The 15,091-nt window shown below is 61.0% G+C and carries 12 protein-coding genes and 1 pseudogene; 9 read left to right on the forward strand and 4 right to left on the reverse strand.

Features of this window, described 5'->3' with window-relative positions:
• From BV034_RS08325 to BV034_RS08355, 7 genes and pseudogenes are all read left to right on the forward strand, one after another.
• Positions 1-480, forward strand: a pseudogene (locus BV034_RS08325) (hypothetical protein); the annotation flags it as partial.
• A 152-nt stretch (positions 481-632) separates the two neighbouring features.
• On the forward strand, positions 633-3,188 hold the full coding sequence (locus BV034_RS08330; protein WP_050025961.1) for a DEAD/DEAH box helicase: 2,556 nt from the start codon (positions 633-635) through the stop codon (positions 3,186-3,188).
• Between the two features lie 66 nt (positions 3,189-3,254).
• On the forward strand, positions 3,255-4,619 hold the full coding sequence (gene argH, locus BV034_RS08335; RefSeq protein WP_050025968.1) for an argininosuccinate lyase: 1,365 nt from the start codon (positions 3,255-3,257) through the stop codon (positions 4,617-4,619).
• A 335-nt stretch (positions 4,620-4,954) separates the two neighbouring features.
• Entirely contained in the window at positions 4,955-6,001 is a 1,047-nt protein-coding gene (locus tag BV034_RS08340) for an NUDIX domain-containing protein (RefSeq protein WP_265592778.1), read from the forward strand.
• A gap of 60 nt (positions 6,002-6,061) precedes the next feature.
• Positions 6,062-7,234: a twin-arginine translocase subunit TatC gene (gene tatC, locus BV034_RS08345; protein ID WP_050025973.1), complete on the forward strand. Its 1,173-nt coding sequence runs from the start codon at positions 6,062-6,064 to the stop codon at positions 7,232-7,234.
• Between the two features lie 45 nt (positions 7,235-7,279).
• Positions 7,280-8,236, forward strand: coding sequence for an N-formylglutamate amidohydrolase (locus tag BV034_RS08350; RefSeq protein WP_050025975.1), 957 nt, complete (start codon positions 7,280-7,282; stop codon positions 8,234-8,236).
• 66 nt (positions 8,237-8,302) lie between these two features.
• Positions 8,303-9,013 (forward strand): glycosyltransferase family A protein, encoded by a 711-nt coding sequence (locus tag BV034_RS08355; protein WP_050025977.1) that lies wholly within the window; start codon positions 8,303-8,305, stop codon positions 9,011-9,013.
• 25 nt (positions 9,014-9,038) lie between these two features.
• Here BV034_RS08355 and BV034_RS34580 read toward each other — a convergent pair whose 3' ends face one another.
• The 4 genes from BV034_RS34580 to BV034_RS08380 are packed head-to-tail and all read right to left on the reverse strand — an operon-like array spanning position 9,039 to position 12,770.
• Positions 9,039-10,148 carry a glycosyltransferase family 4 protein gene (locus BV034_RS34580; RefSeq protein WP_081887673.1) on the reverse strand — a complete coding sequence of 370 codons (1,110 nt, stop codon included), beginning with the start codon at positions 10,146-10,148 and terminating at the stop codon, positions 9,039-9,041.
• The gene (locus BV034_RS08370) at positions 10,145-11,236 is read right to left on the reverse strand and encodes a glycosyltransferase family 4 protein (protein ID WP_050025982.1); all 1,092 of its coding nucleotides are present in this window, start codon (positions 11,234-11,236) and stop codon (positions 10,145-10,147) included. Before BV034_RS08370 ends, BV034_RS34580 begins: the two co-directional genes overlap by 4 nt.
• Before the next feature lie 5 nt (positions 11,237-11,241).
• Positions 11,242-12,330, reverse strand: coding sequence for a hypothetical protein (locus BV034_RS08375; RefSeq protein WP_050025985.1), 1,089 nt, complete (start codon positions 12,328-12,330; stop codon positions 11,242-11,244).
• An 8-nt stretch (positions 12,331-12,338) separates the two neighbouring features.
• A complete protein-coding gene (locus BV034_RS08380; protein WP_050025986.1) occupies positions 12,339-12,770 on the reverse strand; it encodes a PqqD family protein in 432 nt (143 codons plus the stop codon).
• A 143-nt stretch (positions 12,771-12,913) separates the two neighbouring features.
• Between BV034_RS08380 and BV034_RS08385 the strand changes: the two genes are divergently transcribed.
• Both BV034_RS08385 and BV034_RS08390 read left to right on the forward strand, forming a co-directional pair.
• Positions 12,914-14,566, forward strand: a complete 1,653-nt coding sequence (locus BV034_RS08385; protein ID WP_050025987.1) for a nucleotidyltransferase family protein — start codon at positions 12,914-12,916, stop codon at positions 14,564-14,566.
• A 57-nt stretch (positions 14,567-14,623) separates the two neighbouring features.
• Positions 14,624-15,034, forward strand: a complete 411-nt coding sequence (locus BV034_RS08390; RefSeq protein WP_050025989.1) for an OsmC family protein — start codon at positions 14,624-14,626, stop codon at positions 15,032-15,034.
• Positions 15,035-15,091: the final 57 nt, after the last annotated feature.

The raw sequence follows: 15,091 nt of genomic DNA on the forward strand, positions 1-15,091 counted from the left end.
CGTACCGTCTCAAGCAACAGTGGCAGCACGCCGCCCGACAGCGTGGTGAAGCAGGCTCTGGAGACCCACAAAGTGGCCATCACCGCCATCACAGACTTCATGGGAGAGAAAAGTGTGAAGGGCATTTCCCAGGCCTCCTTCCTGGCCGCAGCCGTGCTCTACCACGAGATCAATGCGGAGAAGTGCATGGAGTTCATGGCTGCCATCCGCACCGGTGCTGGCCTCGCCCTGGATCATCCTGCATTGAGGTTGCGCAAACTCCTGATGGGCGAGTCGGTCCTGCATTCCATGCCGCGTGGTGGGGCAAACCAAGCGTACATTTTCCGCCGCTCAGTTTATGCCATGCAGGCGCATCTGGACGGAAGGATGATTGGCGGCCTCCGGGAGGCGGACGACTTTGACCAGGCAACTGCTCCCATCAGGCAGCGCCGGAGACCTGTGGTGAAGAGCACTACAGGGCGCAGCGTGGAGTTGGTTTGAGAAAAGCATTTGGTTTGCTTCGTCACGCCAGGCCATCGTGCAGGTGGATGTGACCGGGTGCTCGTTCCCGTCAGCAATGTGAGAACGCCTCCGCCGGAGATGCACTCTTCCGTTGCCCGCAGGCCGCTTCTGGCGACACTGCGGGCCGTCTCATGTCCGACCACCCTCTGCTGCGCCGCCTCCCTACCACGCCTGACTGCTCCAACGACGAACTGCTGGACCGGTTCCTGGACTATGTGGCAGAAAAGAAGCTGGAATTGTACCCGGCACAGGAGGAGGCGGTTTTGGCACTCTTTGAGGGACAGAATGTCATCCTCAACACGCCGACGGGCTCCGGTAAGTCCTTGGTGGCGACCGCTTTGCACTTCCTGTCCCTGGCTCGCGGTCGCAGGTCGGTTTACACCTGTCCGATCAAGGCGCTGGTGAACGAGAAGTTCCTCGCGCTCTGTCGTGACTTCGGGCCGGACAATGTCGGCATGGCCACCGGAGATGCGACGGTGAACCGCCATGCGCCCATCCTGTGCTGCACGGCGGAGATTCTCTCCAACTATGCGCTGCGGGATGGCGAGGGGGCTCCGTTCCGCGAGGTGATCATGGACGAGTTCCACTACTACGCAGATCGCGAGCGTGGGGTGGCCTGGCAGGTGCCGCTGCTCACCATGGCCAAGTCGCGCTTTCTGCTGATGTCCGCCACCATGGGGGCGACGGATTTCTTCCAAAAGGAACTCATCCGGCTGACTGGGGCGGAGACTTCCATCGTCTCCTCCCAGACGCGCCCGGTGCCGCTGGAGTTCAGCTATGCGGAGACTTCGGTGGATGTGACCCTGCAGGAACTGGTGGGGGCCTGCCGGGCCCCGGTCTATCTGGTGCACTTCACGCAAAACGATGCGGCCCAGGCCGCGCAGGATTTGATGAGCCTGAACTTCTGCACCCAGGCGGAAAAGGCCTCGATCAAGGAGCATCTGGTGGGGGTGAAATTCGCAAGCCCGTATGGCAAGGAGGTCAAAAAGTACCTCAGTCATGGCGTCGGCATCCACCACGCGGGGCTCCTGCCCAAGTATCGGGTGCTGGTGGAGCAGTTGGCGCAGAAGGGGCTGCTCAAGGTGATCTGCGGTACGGACACGCTGGGGGTGGGGGTGAACGTACCGATCCGCACCGTGGTGCTCACCCGGCTCAGCAAGTACGGCGGGCAGAAGGTGGCCACGCTTTCGGCACGGGACTTTCACCAGATCACCGGGCGTGCTGGCCGGCGTGGGTTCGATGACATTGGCTATGTGGTGGCCCAGGCCCCGGAGCACGTGATCGAGAACGCCAAGATGGATGCCAAGGCGGGTGGGGACGCCAAGAAGCTGCGCAAGATGGTGAAGAAAAAGCCGCCCGAGGGCTTTGTGGGCTGGAGTGAAGACACCTTCAAGAAGCTCCAGTCCGCCGCTCCGGAGCCCTTGCAGTCGCGGTTTCAGGTATCACACGGCATGTTGCTGCAGGTGCTGAGCCGCGAAAGCGACGGCTGCCGGGCCATGCAGAAGCTGATACGTGATTCGCATGAAACGGCGGCGGCAAAGAAGCAGCATCGCGACCGGGCCTGGCAGCTCTTTCGCGCTCTGGTGACGCGGAAGATCATCGAAATTCTGCCCAAGGATCAACGGCAGCCCGGCGGACAGAAGCTCCGGGTGAATGTGGCGCTTCAGGATGATTTTTCCTTGAACTACACGCTGTCTCTCTACCTCATAGACACGCTGGCCCTCATTGATCCCAACTCGCCCAACTATGCGGCGGACGTGATGACTCTCTGTGAGTCCATCCTGGAGAATCCCGACACCATTCTGCGGAGACAGCTCAGCAAGGTGAAGGACGAGGCCATGGCGGCGATGAAGGAGGAGGGGGTGCCCTACGAAGAGCGCATCGAGCGTCTGGAGGCACTCGAGTATCCGAAACCCTGCAGGGAGTTTGTGTATAGCACCTTCAACGAGTTTTCCGCCACCCACCCTTGGGTAGGGCAGGAGAACATCCGCCCCAAGAGCATTGCTCGGGAGATGTACGAGAACTTCCGCTCCTTCACGGACTACATCAACGACTATGAACTCCACCGGGCGGAGGGCGTGCTGTTGCGCCATCTGTCCTCTGTGCACAAGGTGCTGGCCCAGACGGTGCCGGACCAGTTCAAGACCGAGCCCGTGCAGGAAATGGAAGCATGGTTGGCCGGGGTGCTGCGTGGGACGGACTCCAGCCTTCTGGATGAATGGGAGCGTCTGCGGGATCCGAACTGGAAACCGGGCGAAGAGGCTGAGGAGGGGAAAGAACCGGAGCAGGCACCAGACATCACCCGCAACAGGCGAGAGTTCACCGCGCTCATTCGCACGGAGATCTTCAAATTTCTGCGACCTCTGGCAACCGAGAGCTACGGCGCAGCGATCAGTGCCCTTGGAGCCCCGGGATCAGAATGGAATGCGGAGAAGCTCGCGGCTGCCATGGACCCCTATTACGACGAGCACGACCGGATTCTCCTGGATGCAGAGGCTCGCAATGGGCGCCACACCTATGTGGAGGCGATCGAGGACGGGCGCACCTGGAGGGTCTGCCAGGTACTGGTGGATGCGGAGGCAATCAACGACTGGCAGGCAGAGTTCCGGGTGGACCTGGCCCTGGCCCGGGAAGAGGGCAAGCCCACGCTCATTCTCGTCTCGGTGGGCCCGGTGGTGGCGGACTGATTCGGCACAAAGTCCCCATTGCCCTCCCTCAACCTTGCATTTAGACATTTCACCCCCTTAAAAGCCATGTGGAAAGGACGCTTCCAACAACCCACCAGTGCGCTCGTGCAGCGCTACGGCGAGTCCGTGTCATTTGACTGGAGACTCTACGCTCACGACATCCGCGGATCCATCGCCCACGCCAAAGGGCTGGAGAAGGCGGGCATCCTGACCACCGCAGAGCGGGAGGCCATCGAGCGCGGACTGTTGCAGATCCGCGACGAGATCGCAGGCGGCGACTTTGCCTGGAGCCAGGAGCTGGAAGACGTGCACATGAACATCGAGTCCACGCTGACGAAGCGGATCGGACCCGCTGGGGCAAAGCTGCACACCGCGCGAAGCCGGAATGACCAGGTGGCTACAGACGTGCGCCTCTATTCCCGGGATGCGATCGATTCCCTGATCGCCCTGACCAGGGAACTCCAACGTGCTCTGGTGGAGTGCGCCGAGCGGGGCGCGGATGCCGTGATGCCGGGGTACACCCACTTGCAACGTGGGCAGCCGGTGCTTTTTGCCCATCACTTGCTGGCCTATGTGGAGATGTTCGCCCGGGATGCCGAGCGTCTGGCTGATGCTCGGAAGCGTGTGAATATCATGCCGCTCGGCTCTGGCGCGCTGGCAGGGTCCACGATCATCCTGGATCGCGAATTCGTGGCCAAGGAACTGGGTTTCGACGGCGTGACGCAGAACTCGATGGACGCCGTGAGTGACCGTGACTTCGTGGCGGAGCTGCTTTTTTCGATTGCCCTCCAGGGGGTGCATTTGTCCCGCTTGAGTGAGGACGTCATCCTCTGGGCCAGTGCGGAGTTTGGCTTCATCAGCCTGAGTGATGCCCACACCACGGGCTCCAGCCTCATGCCGCAGAAGAAAAATCCGGACGTGGCAGAGCTGACGCGTGGCAAGTCCGGTCGTCTGGTGGGGAACCTCATGGCCCTGCTGACCCTCCTCAAGGGCCTGCCCATGACCTACAACCGGGACATGCAGGAGGACAAAGAGCCTCTGTTTGACTCCCTGGAAACGATCACCCTGGCGCTGGAAGTCTTCACCGAGATGGTCCGCGGCATGGATGTGAATCGTGATCGGGCTGCCGCGGCGGCGAGCGATCCGCTCCTGCTAGCCACCGACCTGGCTGACTACTTGGTGCTGAAGGGCGTGCCTTTCCGCCAGGCGCACGAGGTCATTGGCAAGCTGGTGGCCCACTGCCTGAGCACCGGTCGTCCCTTCCCCGAGCTGTCGCTGGAGGACTACCGCCAGTTCAGCGATGCGTTTGGAGACGACGTCTTTGCCGTGCTCAAGATGGATACCGCCCTCGCCGCCCGCAAGGGTATCGGTGCCCCTTCGCCTGCCAATGTGGCCGGGAGGTTGCAGCACTGGCGGGAGAGTTTGGCGTGAGTGACGGTAGGACAGGTTTCCAACCTGTTGGTGAGGCAGGATTTCATCCTGCCTCTGCTACTGCTGTGGATCTATTTGTCCCTCTAGAATGGAACAAAGTCATCACGGTTAAACAGCGCCATCTGCCCCACTGGCGGCAGGAAGGGGCAACGTACTTCGTGACGTTTCGGCTAGGGGATTCGCTCCCAACTCACATCCTGGCCCAATGGCGTGAAGAGTTGGAGATCTGGCTCCATCAGCACCCCGAGCCTTGGAAGGGAAAGACGTTTGCGGAATATCAAGCGAGGTTCGTGGACGGAAGAGAGGAGTGGTTTGACAGGGGGTACGGCGAATGTTTGCTCGCTCAAACCCGACTCCGAAAGGTGGTGGTGGATTCCCTCCTGCACTTTCATGGGGAGCGCTACCTCTTGGATGGCTTCGTGGTCATGCCCAATCACACCCACGTCTTGGTGAAGCCGTTGCCTGGAATGGCTCTCTCCGACATTGTCGGCGGTTGGAAGCGGCACTCGGCCCGGGAGATTCACAAGGTTCTTGGTCGCTCTGGCGCTTTATGGATGGAGGAAAGTCACGACCGGATTGTTCGCGATGCAGTGGAACTTCGGAAATATCGCGATTACATCCTGGAGAATCCACAGAAGGCCGGTTTGCCGGTAGGCGAGTACAGTGTGGAACTTCGAAACGTGATGAAAACCGAGAGCGACGGAAGTGTGATCCAAGGGGCTTGTGCCGATGGTGGCGGCGAGGGGACAGGATGCAATCCTGTCCAGCCGACAGGTTGCAAACCTGTCCTACAGTTTCCCCTCTGCGAAATCCGCGACCATGACGACTGGAAGAAGCTCCCGGGGGAGATGGTGTACCCGGGGAAGTACGTCCAGATCGAGGAGTGTGCCTACCTCACCCCCGCCCGGCCGGAGACCCCCGTGCACTGGACGGTGGCGCACCGGAAATCCGCGATTGCGGTGGCTCCGATCACGGATGACGGAAAATTCATCCTCATCCACCAGGAGCGTCTGCCCGTGCAGCGGACCCTCTGGGAGTTCCCTGCCGGACAGCTGGATGACGGGGAAACCCACGAGGCCATCCTGGATACGGTGCACCGGGAGCTGGATGAGGAGGCGGGGTGCGTGGTCGCCCCAGAGGGCACGCTTACTCCTTTGGGCTGGTTTTTTGGCTCGCAAGGATTTACCAATGAGCACGTTTATTTGTTTGCCGCTCATCCAGTGCGAATCGTCCGGACTCCCCAGCCTGTCGGAGGGGAGCACATTGGCGAAGTGCGGCTTGTGACCGGGGCCGAATTGCGCCAGATGGTCGCCAGCCATGTGATTCAGGATGCGCTTACCCTCGCCCTGTTTGCAAGGATGGCCGCCCATGGCATGGTCTAGCCCCCTGTCACGCGAACCCTAGCGTCCTTATCGTTTTCTCATTCCCGCGAATTCCCACCCATGTTCAACTGGATCTTCAAAAAAGTCGTTACCCTGCGTGAAAAAGTCGCAGTGGATCTCGGCGGTGCCGATGAAGAAAAGCCGTTTCTGGATCACCTGGATGATCTCCGGAAGATGATCGTCAACATGGTCGTCACCTTGCTGGTGGTGACCTTGGGGACGTTTTTCTTCTATGAGTCTCTGCTGAAGATCATCGACTATCCGCTGATGATGGCGGGCATCTACGACAAGGTGGACCTGCAGAATTTCAAGGTCACGGGCGGGTTCATGACCGTGATGAACATCTCCCTGGTGGCTGGGGTCATCTTGGCATTCCCGCTGCTGCTGTACTTCCTGCTCCAGTTCATCCTCCCCGGGCTGAGAACCACCGAGAAAAAGGTGATCTTCCCGGCCATCGGTGTGGGCGGCGGACTCTTCCTGTTGGGGGTGGTGTTTGCCTACTACGTGGTCGCCCCGCGCGCGCTCCTGTTCTTCTACGAGTTCAGCGTGGGGATGAACCAGCTCAGTGCTTCCCATGGAGGGGGAACGGCTACTCCAAGCAAGCTGATCTGGGAGCGGGTGGAGTATGTTAAGTTTGTCTCCCAGTTCGTCCTCATTTTCGGAGCCTGCTTTGAACTGCCAGTGGTGGTGATGGCCTTGGTGAAAATGGACGTGCTGAACTACAAGGTGATGAAAACCTCCCGCGCGTGGGCAGCCATCATCATCTGCGTGGTCGCTGCCGTCATCACTCCCACTCAAGATGCTCTGACTCTGGGGCTGCTCGCAGTGCCCATGTACGTTCTGTACGAGGTCTGCATCTGGTTGGCCTACTACATGGAGAAGAAGGACCGCCAGCTCTATCCTGAGTACTACAAGGAACAGGATGAGGAATCCAAGGCCGTTGAAGTGGCGGACGACTGGGACAACGAGAACTACAATCCCTGGAACACCGGCGACTCCGACGAAGAGGAAGAGGAAGACGATGAAGCCAAGCGGAAGGAAAAGCAGGCGGTAGCTGCGACGGCAGCCTCGCCTGCGCCTGCCAGCAGCATCATTACCGAATCCTCAACGGCAAATGACTTTGCTCCCAAGTCTGACGACACGGTGACCTCTGCGGACCCTTCTCCAGAGGAGTCCAAGCCAGAGACAAAGTCTGAGACCGATCCAACCGCTGACAAGCGGGACACGGACTAGCCAGCGAAGCTTGCGGCTACTCCCGCTCCCTCATCTGATAGACCGATGAAATTTACCCCTGCTGGTCATCCTGCTCCAGCAGGGTTTTTTCTTGTTCTGCTGACTGTGCTGATCGTGAGCACAGCGGCGGTCTGGGCGGACAGCCCATTGCCCGAGAATCCCAAAGTCGGCACGACAGGCTATATCCAATACTGGCCGGGAGACCTGCCGGTCGTACTTGCGGCACCGCATGGGGGGCGGTTGCTTCCCAAGGACATTCCCAACCGGCCCTATGGCAAGCTGCTGCGGGACACTGGTACCCTGGAACTCGCGGTGGAGATGCGGGCTGCCATGCTCAAGCAATATGGCCGGGCTCCGCATCTGGTGGTGTGTCAGCTGGCGAGAGTGAAGCTCGACTGTAATCGTGAGGTGCGCGAGGCAGCGCAGGGTAACTCCAAGGGGCAGACCGCCTGGGAGGAATACCATGGCTTCCTGCGTGATGCGGAGTCGGCCGTGATGAGTCAGTACGGCAAGGGCATTTTCCTCGACATTCATGGGCATGCTCATCCCAAGGCGCGGATTGAGCTGGGCTACCTGCTCAAGTCCAAAGAGCTGCAACAGAGTGACCAACAACTCAACGCGCCGGACCTGGTGACGCGCAGCAGCATCCGGCTGCTCGCTGAGCGGACCGATGTGAGCTTCGCGGCATTGATCCGGGGCTCCACGAGCTTCGGTGCCCTGTTGGAGCAGCGTGGTTTCTCCTGCGTGCCATCACCCTCCAGCCAATTGGAGCCGGATGATCTGTACTTCAACGGTGGATACAGCACGGAAACGCATGGCTCCCGGGACGGAGCCGGCCTGGATGCGATCCAGATGGAGACGCCGGGTGCCTATCGGGACACCGCGGTCAAACGGGTGGAGCTGTCTCGCGCCGTGAGCGATGCGCTCGCCAGTTATTTCAACAGCCATTTTCAGTTGAAGCTCGACGGCAGCCAGACGGTTGAAAAGTCCGCAACGCGATAGTTGATTCCTTGCGCCCGAGGGAGGATGGGTGGTTGCCACTTCCCGAGGCGATCTCACTTTCTGCTCATGACCCTTGCGCAAACAGTATCCGTCATCATTCCGACCCGCAACTATGGCAGATTCCTGAAGGACGCTCTCGACAGCGTCTTTGCCCAGGACTGGCCGGAGATGACGGTGATCGTCGTGGACGATGCTTCAGAAGATGACTCCCCGCAGGTGGTTCAGGCCTACGGCAACAAGCTTCAATACGTGCGCCACGAAAACAGGGGAGGCACGGCCAAGGCGAGGAATACGGGCCTGAATATGGTGAAGGAGGGAGTGGTTTGTTTCCTCGATAGTGATGACGTCTGGCTACCGGGGGCCCTTCAGGCGCTGATGAAAACACTGGCCTTCAGTCCGGATGCAGATGGCGCATGCGCACGGATGGTGAATGTTCCGCATGACGCCATGGCCTGGGCCGGGCAGAATCCCGGTGAGCTGACCGGGAAGGCGGTGCAGGGGTGGCAGGCTGGTGCGGTGGCGTTCCGCTGGACCTGTTTTGAACGGGTGGGTGGGTTTGATGAAACGCTGCCGAATGCGGAGTTCGTAGAATGGATTTCACGAGCCCGGCACGTCGGCTTGAACTTTGCCACCACTGAGGAGTTGGTGGTGCTGCGCAGGGTGCACGGCTCCAACTCGGTGCTCACCAAACCCACGCTGGCACCGGGCTACCTGCAGATGATTCAGCAACACCTGCAGAGAAAGCGCGCTGCCAGCACTGCGTTCGCGAAAGACTGAGGAGTGGAAGTTGGGGGATTCGGGGTCACGCAGAGCGTATCGCTCGGTCAAACAGCTCCTCGTACAGGGTTACATAGCGCTCAAAACTGAAATCTGTGAGCGCTCGTGCCCTGGCTTGATCGCCCATTTCTTGCATGAGAGCGGGACAGCTGAGCAGCTGGTCCAGCGCTTCGGCCAGCCCCGTGAAATCCTTCTTGTCCGCGAGGAGTCCTGTTTTTCCATGAACCACGATTTCCGGCAGGGCTCCGACTCGAGTGCCCACCACCGGCCTTCCCATCTGCGCTGCTTGCAGACTGACCAGTCCGAAGGCCTCCTCCCAACGGGAGGGCATCACCACTACTGACGCGCGATTGAGAAAGTCCGGAACTTCGGCGGGCGGAATCCAGCCGGTGAAATGGACGCAGTCTATCAAACCCAGTTCAGACGTGACAGCCTCCAGCGGTTGGCGTTCAGGACCGTCGCCCGCCACGATCATCTTCGCGGCGGGATGTTTTTCGTGGACTTGCTGCATGGCTCGCAGAGCAAGGTCAAAACCTTTGTCGGCGATCAACCGGCCCAACGTCATGATGATCGGCGGGTCCTGCGGCAGGGGCAGAGGGGGCACGCCTGAGACAGGCAGGCTGTTGAGGAGCGGGATCGTTTTTGGAGCCAGCTCGGGCATTTCCCTGCAAACCGCCTGATGCAGAAAGTGAGACACGGTGACGATGAGCTCGCACGATTTCAGATGCTGGCGAACGGCTCCGCCAGGGGTGGTGTATTCCTCGATCCGCCCTTGCAGGCTCGCGATGGTCGGGCGCGGAGCCTGCCTGCTGGCTATGCGTTGCAGCGCGATCAGTGGCCCAGAGACGAAGACGAGTTCGACATCCGGCTGGAAGGTAGCCTTGACCGCCCGGATGGTGGCAAGAGCCTGTTGGAGCTCCCGCAGATCGCCCGTGGCGATGGCGCGTCGAAATTGCAGCCGATGGACTGGAGCGCTGTGCCATGTGTCTGCAATGGGCAGCGTCTCTGGGATGCGGCTGGTGATGACTGTACACTCGTGTCCTCTCCGGCAGAGCTCTGCCACCAGTTCGCCGCTGCGCACCTCGATCCCGCCGATGTGCGGATGAAATAACTCGGGCCAGACCAGGATTCTCATGAAGCTCTGATGCCGGCGGATGCCGAGGTGTAGAGATTCTCATACGCCGCCGCGCAGGACGCGATGGAGAATGTTTGTTCCGCATGGGATCTGGCATGGCTGCCCATGTGGGTGGCAGATTCTGGATGGTCGCAGAGCGACTGCAGCGCCGCCGCCATGGCGGCAGGATCTTCCGGAGGAACGAGGAATCCCGTGGTCCCGTGAAGAATGATTTCCGGGAGACCGCCTATGCGGCTGGCAATGATGGGGCGGGACACCTGGGCAGCCTGCAGGGCCACCAATCCAAAGGGTTCCTCCCAGCGGGAGGGCATGAGGACTACGTCCGAGCTGGCGATGAGGTCCGAAACGGCGGTCGGATGGACCCAGCCCCGAAAGTCAACCCGGTGATCCAAACCGAGATCAGCAGCCAGCTTCTGCAGATGGGGAAGCTCGATCCCATCTCCCGCCATGATCAACCGGACGCCCGGCACCTGAGCGAGGGCGCGCAGGGCGATGTCGAATCCCTTCTCATTGACCATGCGCCCCAGACACAAGGCCGTCGTGACATCCCTGGGTGGGGCGGGGGGCGGCAGAGGCAGCGCCAGACCGTTGTGAATGACGTGAGAGGGGCCGTTCCGGTTTTTGAGCTGGGGGGCAAACGAGGCCAGCATGCTGGCGGATACTGCAGCGAGGATCTCCACCTCCTCCAGCACGCGACGTTGTACCGCGGCGGGGAGGTGAAGGGGGGCGTGCAGGGTGAGCACGGCCGGGCAGGGGGCTGCGCTGCGGCTCAGCAGGTGCAGCCAGCCGGCCATGTGGCAACCATGGATGTGGATAATGTCGGGCTGGAACCTCTGCTTGTAGTCCGCGCAGGCCTTGATCTGCCGGGTCAGCAACCCCGGTTGATGAATCAGCTCTTCATCCAGCACGGGGCGACGCCAGACAGGGATGCCATCCATGACCTCCTCTGCGGGTGATCCGGGCAGGGCGCGTCCCACCACGGTGACTTGATGCCCTGCTGCCTGCTGCACATGACACAAATCGCGGACCAGTGTCTCGGTGCCACCGATGCGCGGGTAGTAACCGTCGTTCCAGTGGAGGATACGCATGGGTTTCAGGAAATTTCAATGAGGTGGCGCAACACTGCGGAGACCTCGTCGAGCCGGGTGCCCAGTTCGATGCGATAACACGGGAGGGATCGCACGAGCCGGGCCATGTCATGAAAGGCGGCGGGCTCCGGGTTGGCCCGCGGCAGCAGCGTGCTGGGAGCCAGGGCCTTGAGCGCTTCTGCGGGTGGGATGGGCATGAATCGCGTGCCTTCTGTGCCCGCCACCCGGGGGGCGACCAGCACTTTCAGAGGGAGATCAACGGCGACTCTCTCTGGATAGTGCTGATGCATGAAGATGACTGGTTTTCCTTCTACGCCGGGCAGAGGGTCCCGGGAACGCGCGGCCAGTTCTGGAAAACGTGCCAGACTGTCAGGCAACAACTTGCCACTGTTGAAGACGCAGTAGGCGTGTGGAGAGGGCTGGGTTCGCACCATGCACAGATCGTCACTCAGGTAGGAGAAGCCGCTCAGGGCACAGTGCAGTGACGTGGTGGACTTTCCAGAGCCGCTCTTCCCAACGATGAGGGCGGCACCTGAGGAGGTGCCCACACATCCGGCATGCAGCAGGCGCAGCCCTTGTTGTTGGGACCACCAATGCATCAGCGTGGGGAACGGGGCGGAATGCACGTAAGTGGGAAGCTGGGCGGCATCGCGTACCCAGATCACCGCCTGACCTCTTTCGATGGAGTAGAGAATGAACAGGCTGTCCTGCTCGGCAAGATTGATGCGGTAGCCTTCACCCCCCTCCGGCAAGGTGAGCCTGGGAGCCGAGGTGGCGGTGCCCACAGGAGGAGGAGTCCAGGGCGGGGCGGGAAGCTCGACACCGGTGGCTGCCTCGTCCCACGCCAGCACCTCCAATCCACCCGGGCGGTAGGCGGACAAGGCGGGGAGATGAGTGAGCGATGGCGTGAACACCTCCTGAAGGGCCTGCCCGACCGTGCGCACGACGAGGCGTCGTTCGGCCAGGGCTCCGGTGTGGGCATGGCAGGGGGCTCTCCTGGTCGCTTCCTCGTAGGCGGCGAGCAGTGAGTCAAAATAGGTGTCCAGTCTCGTTCGGATCTCCGAAGGTCCGACTGGGGAAGAAGTCACGGCCATGCCTGAATTCAGGATGCGGGTTTCTGAGGCCAGCCGGTGTACACGTCCACTTCGTGGATCGGATCGATGAGGAGCAACTCCTGCATGTCCGTATAGCTCTCAATCAAAGGGCTGACGAAGGGTTTGCCAGCGGGCTCGGCAGGGGGTGCCTCCGCGGAGCTTGTCGTATCCGGCGCCTCGACGACCAGACCTCCCTCCACCAACTGCTTTGCGAAGCTCTCCGTCTCCGTCAGGGCTTGCGCCGCGATTTCCGGATACTTGGTGGCCAACCGGGAGGCGGTTTCCTGGATGGAGAACCCCTGCATCAAAGTCTGCCAGAGGAAAACGGCGGACTCCCGCAGGCTGTGGTAGTGCCCGGTCTTCAGATTGATGGCCAACACCTCTTCATCGAAGACTTCGGCGCTGACATCGGGTTCGTTGAGGCGGTAGCGGGCAGACATCTGGTTCAAGCGGAAGGAGAAAACGCAGGCTTCACCAGTGAATGCAGAATTCCAGCCAAAATTTTTGTCTAGGGACGAAATGTCTGCATGGTTCGTGCCTCTGGAAAGCCCGGTGCGGGAGTCCACCGCACCGTCCCCATCTCATGCCCGCCTCAGTCGCCACTGCCACCACCACCGTGTTGTTGACGGGAGGCTGCTGGCCCACGCCTGGACAAACCTTGCTGCTGCGGGCGGCCCTTCTGGAAGCGGAAGCGGCCTTGCCGGCCTGGGAAGACTGGAAGGCGGGGAATGACCTGGACTATCTGGAGGCTGGCACTTTCCGGCTCCTGGGCCTGCTTTACCGCAACCTCGTGCGCGTGGGGCTGGATCCAGCGGATCCTCTTTTGCCGAGGCTGAAGGGGATTTACCGCAATTTCTGGACAAAAAATCAGATGGTGTTGGGCCGCAAGGCGCCAGTGCTGAAGGCGCTGGCTGCGAGGGGGATCCCCTGCATGTTGCTCAAAGGCGCAGGGCTGACGCTCACGGTCTATCGCGACCACGGCGTGCGTCCCATGGACGATTTCGACCTGTTGGTACCTCTCTCCGAGGTGGGGCGGGCGATGGACGTGTTGGAGGAACTGGGCTGGCGTTCGCAGGTTCATTCCCCACGGGATTTGCCTGCCAGCATCCATGCCTGTTCGTTCAAGGATCCGTCAAACGCCACGATCGATCTCCACTGGCGTCTCTGTCACCTGCCTGCGGGAGAAGATTTTGACCGCACCCTGTGGGAGGGCAGACAGCCTCTGGAACTGCATGGTGAGCCCGCCGGAGTGCCCTGCACCACCGACCAGTTCCTTCACACCTGCGCGCATGGGCCCCAGTACAAGTCCGTGTCGCCAGTGCGCTGGATTGCCGATGCTTATTTCCTCGTGCAACAGGCGGGCGACAAGATTGACTGGCGTCGGGTGGCGAAGCATGCGCCCGCGGTGGGTGCGGTTCAGGGGGTGCAGGGCACCCTGGACTATTTGCAGAAGCATCTGGAGGTTGAGGTTCCGGTTGAGGCGTTTCGTTGCATGGGGGATCTGAAGCCCACTTTTCAGGAGCGATGGGAAACCCGATTGCTGGGCAAGAGTCTCCCTTCGCCCCTGCACAGGATGCCGCTGGATTTCAGTCATCATCTGCGTTGCTCCCGTGGGCAGGGCCTGTGGCGGCAGTTGAGCGGATTTCCCGTGTACTTCCGTCACGCCAACAACCTTCTGCCGGGTCAGTTCACCTCGCACTACCGGGCACGGGCCGCCTATTGGTTCCGGCACTGGCTCCCCTGGCACATGCGTCGGGTGCCGAGAATGCTCCTGTGCCGTGAGATCGGAAGTGTGGGCCGGTTTAGAGATGAAGACCTGAAAGGCTTTTATCCACTGGAGCCTTATGAAGACCGTCTGCTGCGCTGGTCCCGACCCGAGGCAAAAGTCCGGCTCACGTTTCCTGCGGGACTCTCCTTCAAGGTCTGGATCGATGTGGGCAGGCTGCGCGCCTGGGCCTCAGACCTCAGCAAGCACCTCCAGTTTAGTGTGGATGGGGTGCCACTCCCACGGCCGTGCGTGAAAGGAAAACAGGGGATACTAACCCTTTCCATCGACCTGTCCGTAGTGGCTGACCGGAGGGGGCGCCCTGTGGAGCTTTCCTGGACCTGTCTGCCCCACGTGGCGGCTGGCGATTCGCGGGCCCTGGGCCTGCCCGTGGTTTCCATGAATGTGGCAGCGGTCCGGCCGTCCAAACTGGATTCGACAGTGCTGAATGAGGCGTTGTCGGGAGTCTAGCTGAATCCAGCAGATGCCGCTTGAAAGATCCATGACCGGCTCTTGCGTAAGAGCCCTATGGTTGAAGTAAATGTGACGTACGATGGCGGCTTGCGATGCCGCGCCCAACATGGTCCCTCCGGCGTGGTGCTGACGACGGACGCACCGAAGGACAACATGGGCAAGGGCGAGGCCTTTTCTCCCACCGATCTCGTGGCCACCGCTCTCGCGACCTGCATTGCCACCACCATGGCCATCGTTGCCAACCGCAAGGGGTATGATCTGCCGCAAATGACCGTGCATGTGGAGAAGCATATGACTTCGGCACCGCCACGCCGTATTGAGCGCCTGCCCGTGGTGGTCACCATCCCTCTCCCGCAGGATCACGCAGACCGGGAACTGCTCGAGAGCGCGGCACGCGGCTGTCCGGTGCATCGCAGCCTTCATCCTGACGTGCAGTCACCCATTGAGTTTGTCTGGAACGGCTGATCGGCTCCCATGACCCGTCTTCAGGGCCGTGAAGACTGAAGCAGCCGGCAGAATGTG

Origin of the sequence: Verrucomicrobium sp. BvORR034 (assembly GCF_000739635.1) — a bacterium.
In the GTDB taxonomy this organism is placed as follows: Bacteria; Verrucomicrobiota; Verrucomicrobiia; order Verrucomicrobiales; family Verrucomicrobiaceae; genus Verrucomicrobium.

Excerpts from the sequence above, each read along its gene's own strand:
- BV034_RS08350 (WP_050025975.1), top strand. The coding sequence starts at position 7,280 with ATGAAATTTACCCCTGCTGGTCATCCTGCTCCAGCAGGGTTTTTTCTT.
- BV034_RS08380 (WP_050025986.1), bottom strand. The coding sequence starts at position 12,770 with ATGTCTGCCCGCTACCGCCTCAACGAACCCGATGTCAGCGCCGAAGTC.
- BV034_RS08385 (WP_050025987.1), top strand. The coding sequence starts at position 12,914 with ATGCCCGCCTCAGTCGCCACTGCCACCACCACCGTGTTGTTGACGGGA.
- BV034_RS08375 (WP_050025985.1), bottom strand. The coding sequence starts at position 12,330 with ATGGCCGTGACTTCTTCCCCAGTCGGACCTTCGGAGATCCGAACGAGA.
- BV034_RS08355 (WP_050025977.1), top strand. The coding sequence starts at position 8,303 with ATGACCCTTGCGCAAACAGTATCCGTCATCATTCCGACCCGCAACTAT.
- BV034_RS08330 (WP_050025961.1), top strand. The coding sequence starts at position 633 with ATGTCCGACCACCCTCTGCTGCGCCGCCTCCCTACCACGCCTGACTGC.
- BV034_RS08370 (WP_050025982.1), bottom strand. The coding sequence starts at position 11,236 with ATGCGTATCCTCCACTGGAACGACGGTTACTACCCGCGCATCGGTGGC.
- tatC (WP_050025973.1), top strand. The coding sequence starts at position 6,062 with ATGTTCAACTGGATCTTCAAAAAAGTCGTTACCCTGCGTGAAAAAGTC.
- BV034_RS34580 (WP_081887673.1), bottom strand. The coding sequence starts at position 10,148 with ATGAGAATCCTGGTCTGGCCCGAGTTATTTCATCCGCACATCGGCGGG.
- argH (WP_050025968.1), top strand. The coding sequence starts at position 3,255 with ATGTGGAAAGGACGCTTCCAACAACCCACCAGTGCGCTCGTGCAGCGC.
- BV034_RS08390 (WP_050025989.1), top strand. The coding sequence starts at position 14,624 with ATGGTTGAAGTAAATGTGACGTACGATGGCGGCTTGCGATGCCGCGCC.